Genomic DNA, 21,910 nt, shown 5'->3' on the forward strand with positions numbered 1-21,910 from the left:
AGTATCATTAGTTATTAGCCGGATTCTTCCATCCCTTCAGCAATTTTTCCAGCATTCCCTCAATTCTTTTCGTTCTTGTTTCCGCTTTCTTAGCCGTGATGATCCATTCTATATATTCCCGTCGATGACTGTAGGGCAGCGCTTCAAATGCTTTGGCGGCTTGTTTGTTTTTGGTCAACGCTTTGGCCAGGTCATTAGGTAGCCGAATGGTCTTTGTTTTGGGATCGGCATATTGAAAGATAAGCCGCTCTTCTTTGGGTTTTGCGGCCTTTATCACATCGGCTTCATTTTTGAGCCGGAAGGCAAAAGACGACCAGGTGTCACTATAAGAAATCAGCGTAAGCCACTGAATGTCGATGGTAAGCAGTTTTCCCCAGCCCTTGTCGCGCGCGAGGTCAGTTTGAATACCAGAACTGCTTTTGGGATAATACGTCCAACAGATTACCCCTTCTTTTAATAACCTGAGCACCTTGGGCAGGTCTTTTTCCATTTGCGCCCGGTTGAGTACGAACCAATGGATCTGCTGATAAGTTTTCCCGTTTTCAGTGATGGTTACCTTGTCGGGTAAGGGTGACAAAGTTGCCTCAAAATTGCTGGGAGCGTGGAGAGTAAGGAGCGTATAGCCTTCTTTGATCTTTAGTTTGATGGCAAGGGTGGCAGCCATTTCTTTTATTTTAGCGGAAGTTACAGAAAGGATGTCAGGCAACCACCTACCAACCTGGCATCATCCCGCTACTATCTATATGTCAGGCAGCGGTATTCTCCAATAAACCCTACTGGTTAGCCACATGGTTCACACATGTGTTATATAACTTTGGTACTTGTATTGATTGATAATCAATTAGATATGTTGGATTCTAAGCCCCGGATAGGGAGGAAAACACTTGCACTGGTCTGCAAATCAATCACTTTCTAAGATACCAGGCAGCCTGGCCATCGGCCACCTGACATTTTTTCACTTCTGACAGCCACGGCATAATCATTGATAACCATAAGTGAACATTAAATTCAACACAAATATGGGAAAGATAATAGGAATTGACCTGGGTACTACCAATAGCTGCGTGTCGGTTATGGAAGGTAATGAACCCGTGGTGATAGCCAATGACGAAGGTCGCCGTACAACCCCGTCTGTAGTGGCTTTCCTGAAAAATGGAGAGCGTAAAGTGGGTGATCCGGCAAAACGTCAAGCCATTACCAATCCCCAAAATACTATTACCAGCGTAAAGCGTTTTATGGGTCGTCGATACGACGAAGTGACCGAAGAGATCAGCCACTGGAGTTATAAAGTGGTAAAGGTGACAATAATACCGTACGTATTGACATAGATGGTCGTTTGTATACGCCGCAGGAAATTTCGGCAATGGTGCTGCAGAAAATGAAGAAAACAGCCGAAGATTACCTCGGTCAGGATGTAACAGATGCGGTAATTACCGTTCCTGCTTATTTTAATGACGCTCAACGTCAGGCTACCAAAGAAGCCGGTGAAATTGCCGGTCTCAACGTACGCCGTATTGTGAATGAGCCCACCGCTGCTGCCCTGGCTTATGGCCTGGATAAAGGCAGGCACGATCAAAAGATCGCTGTTTTTGACCTGGGTGGTGGTACATTCGATATTTCCGTTCTGGAACTGGGTGATGGCGTTTTTGAAGTAAAATCAACCAATGGGGATACCCACCTGGGCGGTGACGACTTCGATAAAGTGATCATGGACTGGTTGGCAGAGGAATTCAAGAAAGATGAGAACATCGACCTGCGTAAAGACCCTATGGCTTTACAACGTTTGAAAGAAGCTGCTGAAAAAGCAAAAGTGGAATTGTCTTCTTCCAGCGAAACAGAGATCAACCTGCCTTATATCACGGCAGTGGACGGTGTTCCCAAACACCTCGTGAAGAAGCTGTCACGTGCTAAATTTGAGCAGTTGGCCGATAAACTGTTTGAGCGTTGCCTGAAACCTTGCGAGCAAGCCCTGAAGGATGCCGGTTTAAATACTTCTCAAATCGACGAAGTGATCCTCGTGGGTGGTTCTACACGTATCCCCAAAGTACAGGAGATCGTTGAGAAGTTCTTCGGTAAGAAGCCCAACAAAGGAGTAAATCCTGATGAAGTAGTGGCAGTAGGTGCCGCTATCCAGGGTGCAGTATTGACAGGTGAAGTAAAGGATGTATTGTTGCTCGACGTAACACCGCTTTCCCTGGGTATTGAAACCATGGGTGGTGTAATGACGCGCCTCATCGATTCCAATACCACAATCCCGACGAAGAAATCTGAAACTTTCTCCACCGCCAGCGATAACCAGCCCGGTGTGGAGATCCATGTACTGCAAGGTGAGCGTCCGATGGCCAATCAGAACAAGAGCCTGGGTAAATTCAACCTTGCGGATATCCCGCCAGCTCCCCGTGGTGTACCGCAGATCGAAGTGATCTTCGATATCGATGCCAATGGTATCCTGCACGTGACTGCGAAAGATAAGGGCACCGGTAAAGAACAAAAGATCCGCATCGAAGCAGGTAGTGGTTTAAGCAAGGAAGAGGTAGAAAAGATGAAAGCCGAAGCCCGTGCCAATGAAGCTACCGACAAGGAAGCCCGTGAAAAAGTAGAAAAGGTGAACCAGGCAGACAGCCTCATCTTCCAAACCGAAAAGCAACTGAAAGAGTTTGGCGAAAAGATCCCTGCTGATAAGAAAGGGCCTATCGAAACAGCTTTGAATAAGCTGAAAGATGCACACAAATCACAGGATATAGCGGCCATTGATACAGCAGTAGCAGAAATGAACAATGCCTGGACTGCCGCTTCTGAAGAGATCTATAAGGCACAGGCAGCAGCAGGTGCACAACCTGGCGCTGATGGTGGTCAGCAAGGTGCTAACGGCGGTGGTCAACCCAACGCTGGCGGCAGCAGCGAAAATGTGACCGATGCCGAGTATGAAGAAGTAAAATAAATCACTGATTTGAGGATTAGAAGGATTGCACGGATTTAATACACATAAGCTAGGATTTATAGAATGATCAGTGATTAAATATAGAGAAGAAGTATCAAAAATAAAATTAGGGCTTGAGAATCGCTTAAACGGCCTCAAGTCTCCGACAGGGACCCGGATAAAAAGAGGGTGTATCGTACTTCTGATACACCCCCTTTTTATTGGTTGTCTGGTCCTAAAAAAGTTGACTACAAAGTCAAAAAACATGGGACAATTAAAGATTTCCTTAAAGCGAGGAAATTCCACCAAAAGCTATAGTGTGGCTTTTAAGAATCAGGAGATGTAATACTGATGCTGATTTTAATTTGACATCACCCGTTCGGGGATTATAAAAAAGGTGTTAATTTTTAATTGGTGGTTTAAAGAAATCGTACTTATTTCGCGCCCGGTAAACCGTAACAGGATAGCGCAACGCTACAAAAGCTTTGTCCTTCCTGCATTTGCTTAACCTCTGAATTACTATTCGCCGAATGAGAAGCCAATGGCTGCTTATACTTTTATTGCATTTTGCATGTCCGTGCATCTTAGTTGCACAGGACTCTCAGTCAAGTGTAAGCCACTGGCTTAGCCTCCCCGTACGGTTTAACGAACGTATTCAAAGGAAGACGGATAAGCTCGAAGCCCAACTAACCCGGCAAACGGAAAAGTACCTGCAGCGCCTGGCCAGGAAGGAGGAAAAACTCCGGCGGAAATTAATGAAGACCGACTCCACGGCCGCCAAACAACTCTTTGATGGTTCAGCCGAAAAATATGCCCGGCTACAAGCACAGTTAAAGGATCCAACGGCCATCACCGGCCGCAGCGGCGGACAATACATGCCCTATGTGGATTCCCTCAAAACCTCCCTTTCTTTCCTGCAGCAAAGCAGTGGTCTGCTTAATTCTGAAGAAGCGAAGAAAGTAACAGGCTCTCTTCAGCAGGTGCAACAACTCCAGGGTAAACTACAGCAAAGCGAACAGATCAAAGCCTTTATCAGGGAACGCAAAGAACAGATCAAAGCCACCCTGAGCCGGTATACTACACTGCCCAAGGGACTACCAGGGGTTACCAGGATTTTAACAAAGAACTCTTTTATTATTCCCAACAACTACAGGAATACAAGGACATGCTGAATGATCCTGATAAACTCCTCACCAAAACATTGTCCCTGCTCAATAAACTGCCCGCCTTTCAAAGTTTTATGCAGCAGCATTCTGAGTTGGCAGGGCTGTTTGCCGTACCTGCCGGCTATGGCAGCAATCAAAGCCTGGCAGGATTACAAACCCGCAGCCAGGTACAGCAGTTGATGCAAAATCAATTGTCTGCTGCCGGTCCTAATGCTCAACAACTTCTGCAACAAAACCTGCAGGCTGCCCAGGCACAGCTCAATGCCTTGAAAGACAAGATCAATAAATTGGGTGCTGATGGTGCGGATATGGATATGCCCGATTTTAAGCCCAATAACCAAAAAACTAAATCATTCTGGAAGCGCCTGGAATATGGCACCAACCTGCAAACCCAGAAATCCAGCAATTTCTTCCCTACCACTTCCGATTTGGGGCTTTCCGTGGGCTATAAGCTCAGCGATAAAAGTATTATTGGTATTGGCGGCAGTTACAAAGTAGGGTGGGGTAAGGATATCCGCCATATTGCCATTAGCAGCCAGGGGGCCGGTCTGCGTTCTTTTCTCGACGTAAAACTCAAGGGCAGCTTTTTGCCTCTGGTGGATTTGAATACAATTACCAGCCCCTGTCGAATACACAAACACTCACGCCTCAGGAACAGAAACGGGCTGAAGAATGGCAGCAGAGTGGACTGGTGGGCATCAGTAAGATCATTTCCTTAAAGAGTAAAACCTTTAAGAAAACAAAGGTCCAATTGATGTGGGATTTTTGAGCTATCAGCAGCTGCCTAAGGCCCAGGCTATTAAATTTCGTGTTGGATATAGTTTTTAATTCTCAATAGATTTTATGATCAGAAGATTTTGTGTGTTATTCTTTTTCAATGTTTTCTTTTGGGTCTTGTTGGATTTAGTCAAGCAACGGGTGTTGATTTACCGAAGGTGATCGGCCCCTCACCCAGTGTAGCGGCTATCCAAAAGTATGGTGATTACAAGGTGGGTACCTACACGGGTGTTCCTAATATAAACATCCCTTTGTACACTATTAATCTAAAAGATATTTCAATACCTATAAGTATAGCATATCATGCGGCTGGTATCAAAGTGGGGGAAGAATCTTCTAGGATCGGATTAGGGTGGTCTTTGGAGGCTGGCGGAACAATAAGCAGGAATGTGATGGGGTTGGATGATTTAACAAGTAAGGCATTAGCGCCCAATTCATTTGATCTGATCGGGGCACCTACAAAAAGCATGATAACATCACTGTCTCTACCTTTTGGAGGAAATACCTATGATATATCACGGAAATTGGGTGGCTCTACTCTCGATCCAACTAATCCGTATGTATGGGCCGATTTTGAGCCGGATGTTTTCTATTGTAATTTTTTGGGTAACTCCGGAAAATTCGTAATAAGAAAGCAGGATACCTCAGCTGTATTTGAAGACCCATCTTCAAATATGAAAGTGAAATTTCTAATTAGTACTATTGTACCGCCCTTTAGCGGTCTAAGTCAAAGCTGTCAGATTATAGCAACTGGCAGTGATGGTACCAACTATTATTTTGACCAATTCGAATATAGTGAAACAGCAGGCCCGCTAACGGTCCCCAATCGTATAACTGCCTGGTATTTAACCAAAGTACAGACAAACAACAATACAATAGTAACCTTTAATTATTTAACCAATAATTCAGGGTATACTGTCACTTTGAACTCACCTTCTGATTATGTGTTGGATATTGGTGGATCACATAGAAACATTGTAAGAAATACCCAGCCCCACAACAAGTATAATAATCTATTACTGAGCAGTATTGACTTTTCAGGAGGCTCTGTTTCTTTTAATTATGATAACAGAGTAGATGTGCAGGGAGATAAAAGACTCACCTCTGTCACAGTGGTAAATACGAAAGGGACAATCATAAAAGAATAAACCTCATTCAGGATTATTTCACCGCGAATGCATCAACGGGCAATACGATAGATTTAGGTACTTCCTTGTGGGGTAACGCACAATTAGACAGCAATTGGATAAAGAAACGATTAAAATTAACACAACTTCAGGAACAATCTGGTGATGGCTCAACAGTACTTTCACATTTATTCGAATACGACGAAACACTATTGCCCTTAAAAACAGCACTTCCAGAGATCACTGGGGATATTTTAACAATGCTGCCAATGGAGACAATCTAATACCAGGGCTTTCATGGGCATATCCTGGGATGATAAGGCGTTCATTGCCACCTGTGTATACCTGTACTCCCAATTTTGAACAAGGGATTACCGATCAGAATGTAGAATACCTCGAGTCTCCTCTTAAGTATTATACCTCCCGATCAGGTGCTAACCGGGAGGTAGCCCCCAACTTTAGCCAGGCTTTCATACTTAAAAAGATTGTCTATCCAACAGGGGTACTACACAGTTTACTTATGAGCAAAATACCTACGATCCCGAGAAATCTTTTGAGCTTGATCAAAATGCAGAACTGTACAATTTTAACGCAGCCAACCAGGATTTTGTTTCGTTGACGGGAGTATCCTATATGCCGGCAAATTATTCGCAAACCTTCAATTTTAGTGTTGGTGTAATTGATGTATTGCCTGGAGAGTCGACTGCTTTGATCAATATGAAGTTTAAAGCCAGGGTACAAAGCATGGCTTCCTCTCCAAGCACCACACTTACATTTATCAGACTCAAGAATGCATCAGGAGCAGTACTTCATGAAGTATCCTTTAATGCGTTTGGTGGATTAATTAATGAAGGTGGTAATATTTATGCTGTAGATTTTCCACTTCAAAAACTTGCCCCTGGTAATTATAGTATTGAAGTAAAACTAGGAGGCAATACGGTAGATAAAAGCTGCCTTACTTATACTGTAACCGGATCATGGTATAAGTATGGTAAACTGACAGGAGATGGGATCAGGTATAAATATGCAGGAGGATTAAGAGTAAAGAATGTTTCAAATTACGCTTTTGGGAACGAAATTAGCTCATCGGTTAATTATCGCTATGAATTTCAGGCCGACAGCAATCAGAATGGATTAATGGAAACTTATTCTGCCGGAAAACTAATGGACAGGCCGGTTTATTTTACCACACAGTTTGAAATTGATAAACAAAAAGTGGCTTTGCAGTCTGAAGCAAGTGTAAGTGGAAATATAGGATACGACAGTGTTGTGACAGAGCAAAATAATATCAAGCATCTGGATGTTTACTATAACAAGCCCTACAGGGCAACAAAGTATAAATGGTATACCTATTCCAGCACAGAATTGTTTCCTGGATACTTTCTTTTCCCGGGTGTCCAAATGCCAGGACTGGGATTACCTAATGATCAATTACATCTTGATATCTACTTTGATTATAAGCCGGCCGGGCTTAAGAATTTTCAGGATAATGCGAATGGGAAACTGGTGAAATCAGTAGATTATTTGTTCCAACCGGAGACGAGTCAGTTTAGTGTACTGAAACAGGTGGAGAACAGTTATTCAGGAACGGGAAATGGGACAAATGGAATTGTTTGGGCCGATCGGTTGATAGTAGGCCCAGGTGGGCCTGGTCATGAGAACAGTTCTGGACAGATTATTGGCACCTGTTTCCTTGGTCTGCCCATGATCTATGGCGTAACCAACATGATCTATCCAGCTTTAAGGTCCCAATCCATATTACTTACACAATCGGTAGAAAAATTATACTCTGTAGCTGGATCATTATCTACAATAACTGAATATCTGTATAACGCGAAAGACTTATTGAAGAAAAAGACAGCATACAAGAGTAATGGCGATATATTAACTACAGAATTTAAATACCCGAGTGACTTTTCTGCCATTGTCCCTTATTCGTCAATGGTTCAAAAGAATATGATTTCGCCTGTTATCGAACAATCTTCTCTTAAGAATAGTACATTTTTGCAATCTTATAAGATCAATTATAAAGATTGGGGTAATGGTATTATTGCTTCGGAAACGGCTGAGACCAAGCAGTTGAATAATTCATCTGAAATACGGGTCCGTTATTATGGATATGATGATAAAGGTAACATCCTCAGTGTTTCAAAAAGAGGGCGATATAAATACATCTTATATCTGGGATTATAGTGGGCAACTACCAATCGCCCAGGTAGTGGGTAGTTCGATGGGCAGTATGGCCTACACCTCTTTCGAATCGGATGGACTGGGAGGTTGGGAAATAAACCCCGGCTCAACCATTGACGCCACTAAAAGTTTCAGTGGTACTAAATCCTTTTCAGGAACTATACGGAAAACTGTACCATCGGGTAATTATACCGTTACACTTTGGGTCAATACCGGAGGTTTTGCAACTGTCAATGGCCAGTCGGGTATACCGGGTATTACCAGGGGTATCTGGCAATTATTCACCTGGAATTTGATCAACGTGTCTGCTATTGAAATAGCTTCTGCCAATATGGATGAGGTTAGGTTATTCCCCAAGGCGCTCAAATGTCCACCTATACTTATGAACCCCTGATAGGTATGACCTCTCAATGCGATGCCAATAACCGCATTACTTACTACGAGTTTGATGCCTTCGGCCGATTGAAGATCATCCGCGATGAATACAAAAACGTGCTTAAGACCATCGATTATCAGTACCAGAAAAACCAAAACCAATAACCCTTCCCTATCCTCACAATCATGAATAAGTATATAACTAACTGTCAGTATAAACTCAGCTCGTGCCTGCTATTGGTTTTCCTGTACCTGCAAACCCTGGTCCAGGCACAAACCCCTGTCCCGCTAAAGAATCCCTATAGCAGCAGTACTAAAGTTAACTTTGTACGAACCTGGGATGCCAAAGCGCCAGAGCAAAACCCTACTACTCTGGTTACCCGCCCCTGCGCGACGTTCAACAAACCACGGCTTACTTCGATGGCCTGGGCCGCCCCCTGCAAACCGTGGTCAAACAAGGTTCCCTCACCACTGGCAACAGTCCGGTGGACATGGTGAGCGCAGTAGTATACGATGAGTTTGGCCGCGAACAATACAAGTACCTGCCCTTCGGCGCCAACAATGCCGGTAGCAATCCCTCTATTAATGATGGTCTCTTTAAAGCCAATCCCTTTCAGCAACAGGCACAGTTTTACAATAATCAACTGACCGGTCAATCCGGAGAAACCAATGTGGGACCAAACAACCTCAACTGGGCCTATGGTCAGACCACCTTTGAAGCTTCTCCCCTCAACCGGGTACAGGAGACCTTTGCACCCGGCGTCAGCTGGGTTGGTACCAATCCCCAGGCCAGTGAAGCCAACCGGCATTCCATCAAAACAAAATACTACTTCAATACCCCTTCCGATGATGTGAAGCAATGGAGAGTAGATGATGTTACCAACAGCTGGGGCACCTACACAGTGACTGGCGTATACACAGCCGGCCAACTCTATAAGACCATTTCTGTCGATGAACAAGACAAACAGGTCATTGAATTCAAAGACAAGGAAGGCCAGGTCATCCTCAAAAGGTACAATTAACTGCCACTGCCGATAATGGCAGCGGCAGCGATTATGACGGCTGGCTTTGTACCTATTACCTGTATGATGATTTTAATAACCTCCGACTCGTTGTACAGCCGAGGGGTGTTGAATTACTGAAATTAAACAACTGGAATACCACCTGGAATAGCAGCGTTATCCTAAATGAACTGTCCTTTCGTTATGAGTACGATACTCGCCGCCGCATGATCATGAAAAAGTACCCGGCGCCGGTGAAGTATGGATGGTGTACGACAAATGGGACAGATTGGTCCTTGTCCAGGATGCCAATCAAAGGATTGCCAACAAATGGTTATTCACCAAGTATGATCAGTTGAACCGGCCGGTTGTAACTGGTTTCTATACCGATCCCACCCATACCACCCAATCCAATATGCAGAACTACCTGACCACACAAAACATGGGCAGGTATGAAACCTACAATCCTGGAATAGTTGAAAGGTATAGCCTGAATAATTCCTTTCCTTTGGCTACACTCAGTAACCTGCTTACCGTTACCTTTTATGATGATTATGACTGGACCGGATGGCATGGGTCTTCATGGGGCGATATAGACAATCGTTTTGACAGCTATTTGCTTAATCCCAGTACTACAGCATATCCCTATGCAGAACCTGTAACCCGGTCTGTCAATACCCGGGGACTCAAAACAGGTATATGGCAAACCAACGTAACCAATGGCCCGGTTACTACTTATATCTATGACCAAAAGGGGCGGGTAGTTCAAACCAAAAGCTTTAATATCACCGGGGCCAGGGATATTACTACTACCCAATATAATTTTAACGGTCAGCCCCTTATAGTCGTTTACTATCAGGATAAACAAGGGACCAATCCGCAGACACATACCCTTGTTACCAGAATGGAGTATGATGAGCTGGGCCGCCTGCTCACTACCCAAAAGACAGTCAACACCACCATCAACAATCAATCCCGCAGCAAGCCGGAACAGGTTATTGCCGCCAATGAATATGATGCCCTGGGGCAACTGAAAAAGAAAGCCTTGGCACCCGCAGGCGGGGTTGGGCGAACACCTCTTGAAACCCTGGAATATGATTACAATATCCGGGGCTGGTCATTGGGCATGAATCGTTCTTATCTGGAAACACCCTCCCAACTCAATCACTGGTTTGCTTATGAACTGGCCTATGATAAAACCAGCAATAGCAAAGGCTATTACACCTGGTTCTGGAATACCCAGTTCAGTGGTAATATCACTGGTACTTTGTGGAAGTCACGAGGCGACGGAATGCCGCGCAAGTATGATTTTACCTACGACGCAGCCAACCGGCTTACAGGCGCCGATTTCAATCAGCAAAATGGTCAGGGCTGGGATAAAAGTGACGGTCTTGATTTTACCGTCAGCAACCTAAGTTATGATGCCAATGGCAATATCCTGCGTATGGATCAGAAGGGATGGAAGCCAGGGGGAAGTAATACTATCGACAATTTGTTTTATGCCTATCATAAACAGGGTTATAGCAATCGCCTGAAAAACGTATGGGACAAGACCAATGACACTGAAACCAAACTGGGTGATTTCCGTAGTTCGTCAACATACATGACTGCCCTGGGAGGAACTAAAAATGAAAATGCTACAGATTATCAGTATGATCTGAATGGTAACCTTAAAAAAGACCTGAATAAGGACATTTACGATCCCAGCCTGGAGGCTATTGAATACAATCACCTGAACTTACCCGTGAAGATCAGGGTGAAGAACAAGGAGTAATAGAATATGTGTATGATAACCTGGGAGTTAAATTAAAGAAGATCATACGGGAAACCGGGAAGCCAGATAAAACAACCCTGTACCTGGATGGAATTATATATGAAAACGATACCCTGCAGTATATAGGCCAGGAGGAGGGCCGTTTGCGCTATGTAAAAAGAAGGTTCGTCAATGGCGACAGCGCATATCAATTCCAGTACGATTACTTCCTCAAAGACCACCTGGGCAATGTGCGCATGGTACTTACCGAACAAAAGATACTGCCCAGTACCTGGCTTCCATGGAAAATGCTTACCGTTCCAAGGAAGAGCAACTTTTTGCTAATATCGCTCAAACCGCTGTTGCCAAGAACAGCGTACCGGGCGGTTACCCAGCCGATCCTAAACCTGTGACCAATCCCAATGACCTTGTAGCCAAGGTCAATGCCAGCGGTAATAAAATCGGCCCGGCTATTGTGCTCAAGGTTATGAGTGGCGATACAGTTGGTATTGGTGTAAGCCATTTTTACCGCAGTGGGGGTAGTTACAATGATGGTGCGAATATGGTGCCCACCATCCTGTCTTCATTAGCGGGCGGCATTGTAGGTGTAGCAGGCCAGGGCAAGGGTACCTTGTCCCAGCTCAGCGGAAATCCTGGCCCCCTGGCAAGTGCCGTAACCAATTTTCAGAATGTTAACCAGCCTTCCCAGGCTGGCAACAGCAAACCCAAGGCCTACCTCAACTGGATTTTGCTGGATGAGCAACTCAAATATGTAGAAGCCAGCAGTGGCGCCCTTCCCGTCAGCGACCCCAATGCAGTAAAACCCATAGGGAATGCCACCATCCCCATGACCCAAAATGGTTTTCTGTATATTTACGTCAGCAATGAGACCCAGAACTGGGATGTGTTCTTTGATAACCTGAGCGTACAGCATATAACTGGTCCTATCATTGAGGAAACCCATTACTATCCGTTTGGGCTCACCATGGCAGGCATCAGTTCCAAAGCCATCGGTATACTGGATAATAAGTACGAATACAACGGTAAAGAAAAACAGGAGAAAGAGTTCAGTGATGGCAGTGGGTTGGAATGGTACGATTATGGCGCCAGGATGTATGATGCACAGATTGGAAGGTGGCATGTGGTGGATCAGATGAGTGAAAAAATGACAGATTGGTCGCCTTATAACTATGTTCTTGACAATCCCATAAAATTGGTTGATGAGGATGGTATGGAGCCAAGTGGATGTTGCGGTGGAGTAAGATATGCAGTACCACGTATTAAATATACTAACAATGTTAGGTTGTACCGGCAGGTAAATAGTTATGTTCCAAGAGCTTCATTGTACAGGACATCAGGTACTTATATTCCTAATCAGGAAGCTGGGCGTGCACCTAGGCCGGCTAGTATCTATGAAGATTTTGAACCAGGTACAGGCAATCAACATACAGGGCCTTTTGTGACAAGGGGAAATACTCTCGGAAACCTTGGCACAAAGATGATTGATGCTATTGATGATCTGAAAGGACAGATTGAAAAAGTACAGGTAAATACCGATCAAACTGTAACCGGGTTTAGTATTGCGACAAATGGCGTACAGGTTGATATTACTTGGAAAAATAAGAACGCGGAGCAACAGTTTAATGAGTTGCAAGGAGCTTATGAAAGCAAAGTACAGGCCATACTTAATCAGAATAAACTTCCAGCCCAACCAGGCACAGGTGCTTCTGCCGAAGAATGGCAAGGCTGGATATCGAAGACTCAAAAAACCATTGCAGGCACGAAAGCAGCTATTTCGTTATTAGGACCTTCACCACGAGATCAAATTTTGAATGGGACAAAAAAAGAAAATGACTTTAAGTTGGTAGAATCACGTAGGGAAATCAGGCCCTCTATTAGTTCAAACAGTAACTTTTAAGCTTAAACTACAATACATGAAGAAAAAAAGGATATAGGCATACCGAGATGGGTTCGGATCATGTTATTTTTAGCTGCAATTCTTTACTTGCTGTGGATACTTTTCTTTAGCCGTGGATTAGGCAGGGATGGATTTCCAACCTTCCGTGGATAATATGTTGGATCATACCAATACTTTATCTGTATTGTGATTAATATAAGATTCACTTTTTTAAAATCTGATTGGATATTGGGGGCAAGGAACTTTATCCAATCAGGTTTCTTTTCATTCCTGATGTAAGCATATAAAGCCAATGCGTAACCCCATTCTTGCTGCGTAAGGTAACCCTGCTTACTATATCCCCATTTTTCACTGTTGGCATAAAATTGAAACGATGCGTTGGCATTAAAAACACCCAATCCAAAAACACAGTTACTAAATCTGTAAGGAATTCATCATTCTCATTCAAACGTTTCTCTCCCAGTATTTTTATATGTGCAATTTCATGAGCAAGGGTAGCGACTACTTTATCCACTGCTTTTAACTGGCCAATTTCAATAGCTATTAAATACTTATTTTCATGTTTGCCACCATAAAGGCCGGTGGAATATTGATCGTTTTCATACTGTTGTCCATAAATCGTATTACCCATTGCTCCCTTAAACTCCAGTAACTGCTCATTGTAAAATTCTAATTGGATAACGTCTGGATTAGCATCCATCTGCTTTGCCACAATATCAAGTATGCCTGTAGCCATTTTTTCACTGCCATCAAGCAAAACCGGGAAGTGGTCGGGAATGGGCCATAGCATCTTTCCAGTTTGTATCTTTTCTTCTCCAAATTGGGTAATAAGCCAAATCATAGTATTCTCTATCCATAGCCTTACATCCTCCGCAACGGGGCATACATATGTATTTTTTTGAAGAATCCAAACATAGGTAACAAATATAAGCCTTACTGTTAATATTTTAGGCCTATCAACCTTGAACCTGACCTCTGCAATGGTACAAGAATGAATGGCAGATACTGAGAAATAGAATCTTGTGATTGGACTCTGGGTCTTTCAGCTTATGCAAAGATACAGGGTAGGTCCGTTTCGATAAAATAATGGAAGGCCCCGAAACTGGCGCAAGATTGAGGGGCGGGTTTGTGAGAAAGCATCTTGTGCCTGATTAAAAATTATGAAGCCGCTTGTACTGGTGGCTTCATAATTTTAGGAAGCATAGGCCTGTTTAGCCTTGTAGTCTCTCACATAAGCGGAGATAATTTTTATCAGCACGCCCTGTTCTTCTTCGGGCAGGGCGTCTACCTCTTTAAAGCGTTGTATCAGTTCAGAGTTTTTCAGTGATGCTTTAGCCTTCTCTGTTTTATCCCCGCTGATCAGGTAATCAACAGAAGTGCCGAGCATATCGGCCAGTTTGTTCATAATATTGGCCGGCGGCTGCACATCTTTGGTCTCATAGCGTATGTACTGCGATTTGGAAACCCCTATTTTATCGGCCAGTTCCACCTGGGTGAACCCCGCCTGTTTGCGTAAAAGAACTATCCTGTCCGCCAACTTCTCTTTCATTTTTGAGTATTTATCCACACAAAAGTATCCTATGCGGCGCTAATTATAAAGGACAAGGTGCCACTATGTGGATAATTTAGGATTTGTCTGTTTTGGAAAAGTGTCATTTAAGGATACTTTTGTGCCCGAAATGACAACCCGTTAAATTATCCACAATGGAGCTACCGGACATCAAGTAGCAGCTCACTATCAGTAAGGTCTTACAGCATTACGGTCTGCAGCCGGACAAACACCAGCGGCTGCACTGCCCCTTCCATAATGACAAAACACCCTCCCTGCAGATCTATCCCGCCACCAATACCTTTTGCTGCTTCAGCAGCAACTGTACGGCCGGCACCGGAGATGTAATCCAGTTTATCCAGCTCAAAGAGCACTGCACCAAACACGAAGCATTAATAAAAGCCGCCGCCCTTGCGGGCGGCAACGGAGTTGCCGCTGCGCCGGCGCCAGCCGCTAAACTGTTTATAGCGCAAAGCCAACCACTGCAAAACAGCCTGGATAAAACAGCCCTGCTTACGGAAGTCTTCTACTATTATAAAAGCGGCCTGTACCGGTCCAGGAAAGCGGTGGACTACCTGCAAAGCCGGTCGATCAACTATAAGCTAACCGAAACAGCTTTTAACAGCGGCGGGCTGCATGCAGAAAGCAAACACCAGCACCTGGTGCAAAGCATGGTACAGTATGGCCTGCTGAAACCCCGCCCCGCAGGCGGTTACAACGTGTAGGGCAAAGACTGTATCCTGTTCCCGCTGAAGGATGCGGCAGGCAACATCGTGAGCCTGTACGGCAGGAGCATTACCAACGACCCTTCGACAAGCTCAGGACGGGCGCAACGGCATTTTTATTTAGCAAGCCGTGAAGGGTTGTACCCGCACTACCCTAAACCAGGCACTACAAGGCTCATACTGACGGAAAGCATCATAGATGCCGTGAGCCTGTTACAACAAGCGGCTATAATCAGCCACTATGAAATATTAGCATTGTATGGAACAAATGGCTTAACGGAAGAACATATCAAAGCCATTACAGCCCTGCCGCAGTTGGAAGAGATCATCTTCATGCTGAATGCCGATGAGCCCGGAGACGCGGCTACAGCCAAGCATACCGTTACTTTAAAACAGCTTTTACCTGCAGTCAACATAAGTAAAGTATCATTACCTGCAGGTGAGGACGTAAACAGTTTACTGCAGGGACATAATGCAAAACTGCTGATTGACTTAATCGAACAGCGGACAGACCTTTCTTTTTCAAATCCTGTCCCGCATGTTAGCCGGGATGAAAGCAAAAAGGTTGCTGCTGAAACCATCCCGCGACCTTCATCACCACAAAGCAAGTTCAACACAGTCAACCCGGAACTGCTCATTTATGACAATGGCGAGTTGTACATTGAAATCTTAGGCGGCATCAAGGTCACCGGCCTTGACCGGATGAAGGTCACCCTTAAAATCCTGCACAAAGAAAAGCTGCACAATCCGCAATGGTATAGCATAGACCTGTACAACCAGGTGCAGCGCGAGCAGACCATCATGAGTGTAACCGAGACTTTTGAAACCCCCACGCAAGCCACCACGCAGGCATTTATACAACTCATCACAGCATTGGAGAGCTACCGCCTGCAGCGTATCGAATCCCTGCAACCAAAACAGGAACAACTCCCTGAATTATCTCCCGTACAGCGGCAGGCGGCGATCAGCGAGCTGCAGAAACCAAACTTGCTGCAACGTACCAGCCAGACTGATACAGCAAAGTGGCATCGTCGGTGAGACCACCAACAGCCTCATTGCTTACCTGGTCTACTGCACCCGCAAACAAGCCGTACCGTTGCACATCATGTTCCTGGGCAGCAGCGGCAGCGGCAAGACCTGGCTGCAGGAGCGCATCAGTGACCTTATACCCCAGGAAGACAAAATCGAGATCACGCAGATCACCGAAAACGCCCTGTACTACTTTAAACAGCATGAACTGCAAAACAAACTGATATTGATCGAGGACCTGGACGGCGCTATGACCGTATTCTATCCACTGCGTGAGTTACAGACCAAACGAAAGATCAGCAAGACGGTAACGTTAAAGGACAGTAAAGGCAACTTAAAAACGATCACCCTGACGGTAGAAGGCCCGGTATGCGTGAGCGGCTGCACCACGAAGGAAAAGATCTATGAGGACAATGCCAACCGCTGCCTGTTATTGTATACCGACATGACCAAAGACCAGGACAGGCGCATCAACGAGTACCAGACAAAGCTGGCCGCAGGAGAAGTAAACAGGGAAAGAGAAAGCCAATACAAGGAACTCTTTAAAAACATGCAGCGGGTCTTACGTCCCATCCAGATCATTAATCCCTATGCCAAATACATCCAGCTCCCGGAACAAGTTTTTAAGCCCCGCCGCACCATGACCTTGCTGTTAGGCTTCATTGAAGCAGTGACGTTTTACCATCAGTATCAAAGAGCCGTTAAGAAAGATGCCAACGGTCAGTTGTACATCACTACAACAGTGGAAGACATAGAAGCAGCGTTTAACCTGCTCAAAGATGTGCTGTTCTCAAAGAGTGATGAACTAACGAAGGCAACGAGGGAGTTTTTAGAACAACTAAAACGGCAGCAGCAGCAAAGCGGCGAAGCCAGCTTTAATGCCAGGACATCCGGGAGCGCCTGCGCATCAATCCCGGTAACCTCAAACGCTACCTGTCTGAACTGGTGCGCTATGGTTACATCAAAGGCAATGGCAACCGCTACCGCAACAGCTATGAATACACCATTACCAACCTGCAGGAATACGAGCAGCTCAAAAGCTCCATAGACCAGCACCTGCAGGCCATCCTTACCACGATCAAAAGTAGTAGTTCAGTGGTTCAGTAGTGGTTCACTGAACCCAAATGAACCACTCAAACACAGATCAATCCTGCATTTACTGCCAGTGGTTCAGTAGTTCATCCGGAAAGACTATTAGCAAAAAAATTATTATCATGAAAAAGACATTGCAAAGCAGTGAGTACCTTTTATTGCACCAGGCGTACAAAGAATGGTTACAGTTACTCAACTATTCCGGTGGCACGATACAGGTGCTGCCCGGCCACCTGCAGGCGTTCCTGCACTACCAGGAGCAAAACGACAAACCCTTCTTAACCCAACTGGAAGCTACCGACGCCAGCCAGTTTATCGGGCACCTGCAGGAAAGACCGGTGAGCGTACCGGTAAACCGTTCAGTTCCGCCCACCTCAACAAATACATACAAGCCCTCAACCTGTTCAGTCGTTATATCCGGGAGACTGGCAGAAGCGACAGGGGCTTTATATTGGAGCGAATAGAAGCAGTAAGGGGTAAGCCTGCCTTCCTCACGAAAGGGGAAATAAAGCGCCTCTATGAAGCCACCAGTGATACGGTATTAGGGATAAGGGACCGGGCCATGCTGGCCGTCTATTACGGTTGTGGGTTACGATTAAATGAAGGGGCCAATCTTGAGCTCAAAGACATTGTTGCCGACCGCAAACTGCTGCACGTCCGCAAAGGCAAGCATTACAAGGAAAGGTATGTGCCCATCGCCGCGAAGAATTATGAAGAGCTGCGCCTGTACGTTGACTATGCAAGACTGCTATTGCTGCAGGAACACAAAACGGAATCCTTGTTTATAGATGCCAATAAAGGTCACCCCATGCAAAAGCAAAGCCTGTACGTTCGGATAAAGCAATTAGTAAAGAAAGCAAAGATCAAAAGAAGGTGGGTACCCATACCCTGCGGCACAGCATCGCTACGCACTTACTGCAAAGCGGTATGAAGCTCGAAAAGATACAGGAATTCTTAGGGCATGGCGACCTGGACAGCACACAGATATACACTCACCTTGCAAATGAAACATCATGACTTTTACCGAATACCTGCAACAGAAAAGATACAGCCCTGCAACGGTAGACCGTTACACGGGTTACATCGAACGGTTTTTAACCTGGACAGCACAGGAAGCCATTGCAGACAGTTTTGCCTACAATGAACTGTTAGACTTTATGCGGCACTGCCGACAGCAGGGTATTACCCAAAGAAGCCTGCACAATATCTTGTGTGTAATACGTCACTACTGCAATTACCTCATCTATGAAGGCAGGCGAACAGATAACCCGGCTGCTGGTGTGTTCATCAAAGGGCTGGTAAGAAAATTACCCGCCAACCTGTTAAGCATAGAAGACTTGGAAGAACTCTACAAACAATACAACATACAGTTAAATGTTGACCAGAGTAAAAAGATCATGTTCGGCATACTGGTCTACCAGGGAGTAACCGTAGGAGAACTGGTAAGAATAGAACAAAAAGACATACAGCTTAAAGAGGGTAAAATAAAGATCAGGGGAACCAAAAGAACTAATGAAAGAATACTACCCCTTCATGCCAGCCAGGTCATAGCATTACAGCGATACCTGGACAAAAACAAATGGAAGGAAGGAGCATTGTTTACAGAAGGAAGAAAAAAAAAGAAGTAAGCGAACGCAACATCAACAACCGGGTAAAACACCTGTTCGATCAACTCAGGCAACTCAATCCAAAGGTGATCAATGCCAAACAGATCAGGAGCAGTGTTATCACCCACTGGTTACGTCAAAACAACCTGCGGCAGGTACAATACATGGCCGGGCATAAGTATGTAAGCTCCACCCAACGTTACCAGCTCAACAACCTGGACGACCTCCAAAACGAGTTACAGCAACACCATCCCATGAGTTGAACCGGTTCGAATCCAGTTGTCCCTGGAGAACTGGACAAAGTTCAAACCATCCAACAAAGCCAGACCCACCCACAGATACGGCTCGGGCAGCGACCTGACACACAAGGCCAACCCACTCGCTGCCCCTGCGTTGTTGCCGCCGTTTTTGCTGTCATGCTTTTTGTCGCTAAACACATGCAGCCATGTATCCGTCCTCGTACCTGCGGGCGGTACATCCCTGCATCCCGATGCGCACACAAAAAGCCGTGGCGCCCCAAAGCCACACAGCGCCACTCACGCCAGCAAAAAACCGGCGGAAGCTACTTAAACATAATGTGTTCCTATAGGTTCGCTGCGCATGGCGCTGGCCGCCCTTATGCAAGCATGCCCGATAGCGCCATCCTATAGGCACATTATGCTAAGTAGCCAACACCGCAGCGCCGCTAAAAGCAAGCCTGCACACAAAGGCTAACGCAGGTTGCTTTAGCGGGAAAGCCGTACAGGGCCGACACACAAGAGAGTAAAGCAGGAAGTTCAAAGAGAAGAAGTAAGTCCAATCCAACCAGCATAAAACTGCCACGCAAAGATATTGCGGCGTGCCCACCCACAGGACCCGCCAAAAGACTACGGCATAAAAACACAGCCCTCACCCACAGAAGCCTTCTTTTTTATTCCGTTTCCTTTTGGCCTTGCGCACACGCCGCCAATGGCTGGTCGCTATGCAGTTTTTGCTGCCTTTTATTTTTAACCAATCAATCCATTATTATGAACGTTTACATCATCAAACAAACACCCGGCCATCCCGAAGGTGCAGACGACCTCGTCATTATGAAAGTACAGCCGGAGCAGGAAGAAGCCTTCCTGCAGGAATACGGCAGCCGCATTATTGTAGTCGGCAGCAGCATACAGGATGTGCTTATTAAGTTCGGTCAGCACATTAATGATCAAGGCTGATCATCAGTAATGATTGCAGCTTACCAATCCGGGCCTCCAACCCGGATTTTTTTCTTTCAATTGAAAATAAAAATCATATTTTGGAGACTGTTAGCAGTTCTTTGAACAACCTATAAAGCAGCTTCCCCAAAATCCGGAGAAGCATTAAAATGAGGACAGTGATTACTATCCTTTTGGATTGACAATGGCAGGGATAAGTTCCAAAGCCATCGGCAAACTGGATAATAAATACGAATACAACGGTAAAGAAAAACAGGAGAAAGAGTTCAGTGATGGCAGTGGGTTGGAATGGTACGATTATGGCGCCAGGATGTATGATGTACAGATTGGAAGGTGGCATGTTGTGGATCCAATGGCGGATAAAATGCGGAGGCATTCCCTTATAACTATGCATTTGATAATCCAATTCGTTTTATTGACCCCGATGGGATGGCTCCCGATGACTGGGTTAAATATAAAACCAAAGATGGCAAGACGCATGTGACCTGGGATGTTAATGTAAATTCAGAAACGACAAAGGAACAATTAGAAACAGTTCGTGGAAAAGGTGCTGAAAATTTAGGAAAAGAAGCCGTATATAAATCGAACGAGAATGGTAATCAAACGTGGGCTTTACATGATGGAGGGAAGTTTGAAGAAGTTCCAGCATTTGATTTGGGAGCTCTTGGGAAAGCTGCAAGCGCGGCAGGCACTGGTGTTGGTGCTGTTCAACAAGGAGCTGAGCAAGGTTTTAAATTGGTTGCCAATGCAATGCAACAAAATTTAGACAATGCTGATGACCTTACTAGACTTGTTAAATCTGCAAATGGACTAAGTAGAACTTCATCAGCTGCAGGCAAAATTTCTACCGGTGCAGGTATGGCATCTTTAGGTATAACAATCGTTGATGGACTTACATCTAAAAAGGATGGCAGAATCATCATACCGCTGATTTGGCTATTGGAGTTGCGCAGACCTTTATTTTAGGTAGTGGTCCTATTGGTTGGGGTATTGGTTTAACTTATTTTGTTGCTGATTTAATAGTAACGAGTACAACAGGAAAGAGTATTACAGAAAACTTATTTGACAAATAGAGGTATGTACAATTTTATATTTTATTTTTTTATAGATTTTTTGAGTGGCGGAAGGGCTTTAGATCTCCATTTTTGGCAGCATCTATGGTCGGATTAGCAATCATTATACATGTAGGGCTGATTCATTCAATACTCAGATTTGTTACGGGTTTTAATGTCGGTGTTTTCTCTAATAAATATGGTTTTAATAGGTTGGTTTTACTTCCGATAGTTCTCTTGTTGTTTTTATTGTATATCAATTATATTATAAAAGGAAGTCGAATGAGATTTTAGAGCATAATGGTGAAAGAAATGTTTTTACATACAGAAATATTCTATACGTTCTGCTAATTATGGTTGTCCCATTGATACTTGCAATTTGGCTAACAAATTTGACAGTTTAAAGCGAAGTATCATAAACCTGCTACTCACT

24 protein-coding genes and 1 pseudogene are annotated in these 21,910 nt (G+C 44.8%); 22 read left to right on the top strand and 3 right to left on the bottom strand.

Features of this window, described 5'->3' with window-relative positions:
• Positions 1-7 precede the first annotated feature (7 nt).
• Positions 8-664, bottom strand: coding sequence for a YdeI/OmpD-associated family protein (locus RS881_RS18880; RefSeq protein WP_315822482.1), 657 nt, complete (start codon positions 662-664; stop codon positions 8-10).
• Between the two features lie 355 nt (positions 665-1,019).
• Here RS881_RS18880 and RS881_RS61660 point away from each other — a divergent pair, with 355 nt between their 5' ends.
• The 12 genes from RS881_RS61660 to RS881_RS18935 all read left to right on the top strand — a co-directional run bounded on the left by RS881_RS61660 (position 1,020) and on the right by RS881_RS18935 (position 13,227).
• Positions 1,020-1,328, top strand: a complete 309-nt coding sequence (locus RS881_RS61660) for an Hsp70 family protein (protein ID WP_425476361.1) — start codon at positions 1,020-1,022, stop codon at positions 1,326-1,328.
• 8 nt (positions 1,329-1,336) lie between these two features.
• Positions 1,337-2,941, top strand: a complete 1,605-nt coding sequence (dnaK, locus tag RS881_RS18885; protein ID WP_425476362.1) for a molecular chaperone DnaK — start codon at positions 1,337-1,339, stop codon at positions 2,939-2,941.
• Positions 2,942-3,450: 509 nt separating this feature from the next.
• Positions 3,451-4,092 carry a hypothetical protein gene (locus RS881_RS18890; protein ID WP_315822483.1) on the top strand — a complete coding sequence of 214 codons (642 nt, stop codon included), beginning with the start codon at positions 3,451-3,453 and terminating at the stop codon, positions 4,090-4,092.
• Positions 4,086-4,805 (top strand): hypothetical protein, encoded by a 720-nt coding sequence (locus RS881_RS18895; RefSeq protein ID WP_315822484.1) that lies wholly within the window; start codon positions 4,086-4,088, stop codon positions 4,803-4,805. The genes RS881_RS18890 and RS881_RS18895 overlap by 7 nt, the downstream gene beginning before the upstream one ends.
• Positions 4,806-4,973: 168 nt before the next feature.
• Positions 4,974-6,011 (top strand): hypothetical protein, encoded by a 1,038-nt coding sequence (locus RS881_RS18900; RefSeq protein ID WP_315822485.1) that lies wholly within the window; start codon positions 4,974-4,976, stop codon positions 6,009-6,011.
• A gap of 594 nt (positions 6,012-6,605) precedes the next feature.
• The gene (locus tag RS881_RS18905) at positions 6,606-8,183 is read left to right on the top strand and encodes a hypothetical protein (protein WP_315822486.1); all 1,578 of its coding nucleotides are present in this window, start codon (positions 6,606-6,608) and stop codon (positions 8,181-8,183) included.
• Complete coding sequence (locus tag RS881_RS18910) at positions 8,134-8,574, top strand: hypothetical protein (protein ID WP_315822487.1); 441 nt, start codon at positions 8,134-8,136, stop codon at positions 8,572-8,574. The genes RS881_RS18905 and RS881_RS18910 overlap by 50 nt, the downstream gene beginning before the upstream one ends.
• Positions 8,575-8,579: 5 nt before the next feature.
• The gene (locus RS881_RS18915; protein WP_315822488.1) at positions 8,580-8,720 is read left to right on the top strand and encodes a hypothetical protein; all 141 of its coding nucleotides are present in this window, start codon (positions 8,580-8,582) and stop codon (positions 8,718-8,720) included.
• Positions 8,721-9,001: 281 nt separating this feature from the next.
• The gene (locus RS881_RS18920; RefSeq protein ID WP_315822489.1) at positions 9,002-9,577 is read left to right on the top strand and encodes a DUF6443 domain-containing protein; all 576 of its coding nucleotides are present in this window, start codon (positions 9,002-9,004) and stop codon (positions 9,575-9,577) included.
• 268 nt (positions 9,578-9,845) lie between these two features.
• The gene (locus RS881_RS18925) at positions 9,846-11,330 is read left to right on the top strand and encodes a hypothetical protein (RefSeq protein ID WP_315822490.1); all 1,485 of its coding nucleotides are present in this window, start codon (positions 9,846-9,848) and stop codon (positions 11,328-11,330) included.
• Between the two features lie 8 nt (positions 11,331-11,338).
• Positions 11,339-11,722, top strand: coding sequence for a hypothetical protein (locus tag RS881_RS18930; RefSeq protein ID WP_315822491.1), 384 nt, complete (start codon positions 11,339-11,341; stop codon positions 11,720-11,722).
• Positions 11,719-13,227: an RHS repeat domain-containing protein gene (locus RS881_RS18935; RefSeq protein WP_315822492.1), complete on the top strand. Its 1,509-nt coding sequence runs from the start codon at positions 11,719-11,721 to the stop codon at positions 13,225-13,227. The genes RS881_RS18930 and RS881_RS18935 overlap by 4 nt, the downstream gene beginning before the upstream one ends.
• A 244-nt stretch (positions 13,228-13,471) precedes the next feature.
• Here RS881_RS18935 and RS881_RS18940 read toward each other — a convergent pair whose 3' ends face one another.
• On the bottom strand, positions 13,472-14,068 hold the full coding sequence (locus RS881_RS18940) for a hypothetical protein (protein ID WP_315822493.1): 597 nt from the start codon (positions 14,066-14,068) through the stop codon (positions 13,472-13,474).
• A gap of 351 nt (positions 14,069-14,419) precedes the next feature.
• On the bottom strand, positions 14,420-14,776 hold the full coding sequence (locus tag RS881_RS18945; protein ID WP_315822494.1) for a helix-turn-helix domain-containing protein: 357 nt from the start codon (positions 14,774-14,776) through the stop codon (positions 14,420-14,422).
• A 281-nt stretch (positions 14,777-15,057) separates the two neighbouring features.
• Here RS881_RS18945 and RS881_RS62580 point away from each other — a divergent pair, with 281 nt between their 5' ends.
• The 10 genes and pseudogenes from RS881_RS62580 to RS881_RS18995 all read left to right on the top strand — a co-directional run bounded on the left by RS881_RS62580 (position 15,058) and on the right by RS881_RS18995 (position 21,391).
• Complete coding sequence (locus RS881_RS62580) at positions 15,058-15,501, top strand: hypothetical protein (protein ID WP_527250429.1); 444 nt, start codon at positions 15,058-15,060, stop codon at positions 15,499-15,501.
• A gap of 48 nt (positions 15,502-15,549) precedes the next feature.
• On the top strand, positions 15,550-16,539 hold the full coding sequence (locus tag RS881_RS18960) for a toprim domain-containing protein (protein WP_315822497.1): 990 nt from the start codon (positions 15,550-15,552) through the stop codon (positions 16,537-16,539).
• A gap of 67 nt (positions 16,540-16,606) precedes the next feature.
• Positions 16,607-17,578, top strand: coding sequence for an MTBMA_p00010-related P-loop-containing protein (locus RS881_RS18965; RefSeq protein WP_527250430.1), 972 nt, complete (start codon positions 16,607-16,609; stop codon positions 17,576-17,578).
• 166 nt (positions 17,579-17,744) lie between these two features.
• Entirely contained in the window at positions 17,745-18,086 is a 342-nt protein-coding gene (locus RS881_RS18970) for a hypothetical protein (protein ID WP_315822499.1), read from the top strand.
• Positions 18,074-18,639, top strand: a pseudogene (locus RS881_RS18975) (tyrosine-type recombinase/integrase). Before RS881_RS18970 ends, RS881_RS18975 begins: the two are co-directional and overlap by 13 nt.
• Positions 18,636-19,250 carry a tyrosine-type recombinase/integrase gene (locus RS881_RS18980; RefSeq protein ID WP_315822501.1) on the top strand — a complete coding sequence of 205 codons (615 nt, stop codon included), beginning with the start codon at positions 18,636-18,638 and terminating at the stop codon, positions 19,248-19,250. Before RS881_RS18975 ends, RS881_RS18980 begins: the two are co-directional and overlap by 4 nt.
• Positions 19,202-19,492 (top strand): tyrosine-type recombinase/integrase, encoded by a 291-nt coding sequence (locus tag RS881_RS18985; RefSeq protein ID WP_315822502.1) that lies wholly within the window; start codon positions 19,202-19,204, stop codon positions 19,490-19,492. Before RS881_RS18980 ends, RS881_RS18985 begins: the two co-directional genes overlap by 49 nt.
• Positions 19,493-20,236: 744 nt before the next feature.
• Positions 20,237-20,425 (top strand): hypothetical protein, encoded by a 189-nt coding sequence (locus RS881_RS18990; RefSeq protein ID WP_315822503.1) that lies wholly within the window; start codon positions 20,237-20,239, stop codon positions 20,423-20,425.
• A 184-nt stretch (positions 20,426-20,609) separates the two neighbouring features.
• On the top strand, positions 20,610-20,909 hold the full coding sequence (locus RS881_RS59650; protein WP_350340139.1) for a hypothetical protein: 300 nt from the start codon (positions 20,610-20,612) through the stop codon (positions 20,907-20,909).
• Positions 20,855-21,391 (top strand): hypothetical protein, encoded by a 537-nt coding sequence (locus RS881_RS18995; RefSeq protein WP_315822504.1) that lies wholly within the window; start codon positions 20,855-20,857, stop codon positions 21,389-21,391. Before RS881_RS59650 ends, RS881_RS18995 begins: the two co-directional genes overlap by 55 nt.
• Positions 21,392-21,910 lie beyond the last annotated feature (519 nt).

It is taken from the genome of Paraflavitalea speifideaquila (assembly GCF_032395985.1).
GTDB classification, from domain to species: Bacteria; Bacteroidota; Bacteroidia; order Chitinophagales; family Chitinophagaceae; genus Paraflavitalea; species Paraflavitalea speifideaquila.

Bases quoted from the DNA above. Each gene is read 5' to 3' on its own strand.
- RS881_RS18880 (WP_315822482.1), bottom strand. From the start codon at position 664: ATGGCTGCCACCCTTGCCATCAAACTAAAGATCAAAGAAGGCTATACG.
- RS881_RS61660 (WP_425476361.1), top strand. From the start codon at position 1,020: ATGGGAAAGATAATAGGAATTGACCTGGGTACTACCAATAGCTGCGTG.
- RS881_RS18890 (WP_315822483.1), top strand. From the start codon at position 3,451: ATGAGAAGCCAATGGCTGCTTATACTTTTATTGCATTTTGCATGTCCG.
- RS881_RS18895 (WP_315822484.1), top strand. From the start codon at position 4,086: ATGCTGAATGATCCTGATAAACTCCTCACCAAAACATTGTCCCTGCTC.
- RS881_RS18915 (WP_315822488.1), top strand. From the start codon at position 8,580: ATGACCTCTCAATGCGATGCCAATAACCGCATTACTTACTACGAGTTT.
- RS881_RS18940 (WP_315822493.1), bottom strand. From the start codon at position 14,068: ATGATTTGGCTTATTACCCAATTTGGAGAAGAAAAGATACAAACTGGA.
- RS881_RS18945 (WP_315822494.1), bottom strand. From the start codon at position 14,776: ATGAAAGAGAAGTTGGCGGACAGGATAGTTCTTTTACGCAAACAGGCG.
- RS881_RS18965 (WP_527250430.1), top strand. From the start codon at position 16,607: ATGTTCCTGGGCAGCAGCGGCAGCGGCAAGACCTGGCTGCAGGAGCGC.
- RS881_RS18970 (WP_315822499.1), top strand. From the start codon at position 17,745: ATGAAAAAGACATTGCAAAGCAGTGAGTACCTTTTATTGCACCAGGCG.
- RS881_RS18980 (WP_315822501.1), top strand. From the start codon at position 18,636: ATGACTTTTACCGAATACCTGCAACAGAAAAGATACAGCCCTGCAACG.
- RS881_RS18985 (WP_315822502.1), top strand. From the start codon at position 19,202: ATGGAAGGAAGGAGCATTGTTTACAGAAGGAAGAAAAAAAAAGAAGTA.
- RS881_RS18990 (WP_315822503.1), top strand. From the start codon at position 20,237: ATGAACGTTTACATCATCAAACAAACACCCGGCCATCCCGAAGGTGCA.
- RS881_RS59650 (WP_350340139.1), top strand. From the start codon at position 20,610: ATGGCAGGGATAAGTTCCAAAGCCATCGGCAAACTGGATAATAAATAC.
- RS881_RS18995 (WP_315822504.1), top strand. From the start codon at position 20,855: ATGGCTCCCGATGACTGGGTTAAATATAAAACCAAAGATGGCAAGACG.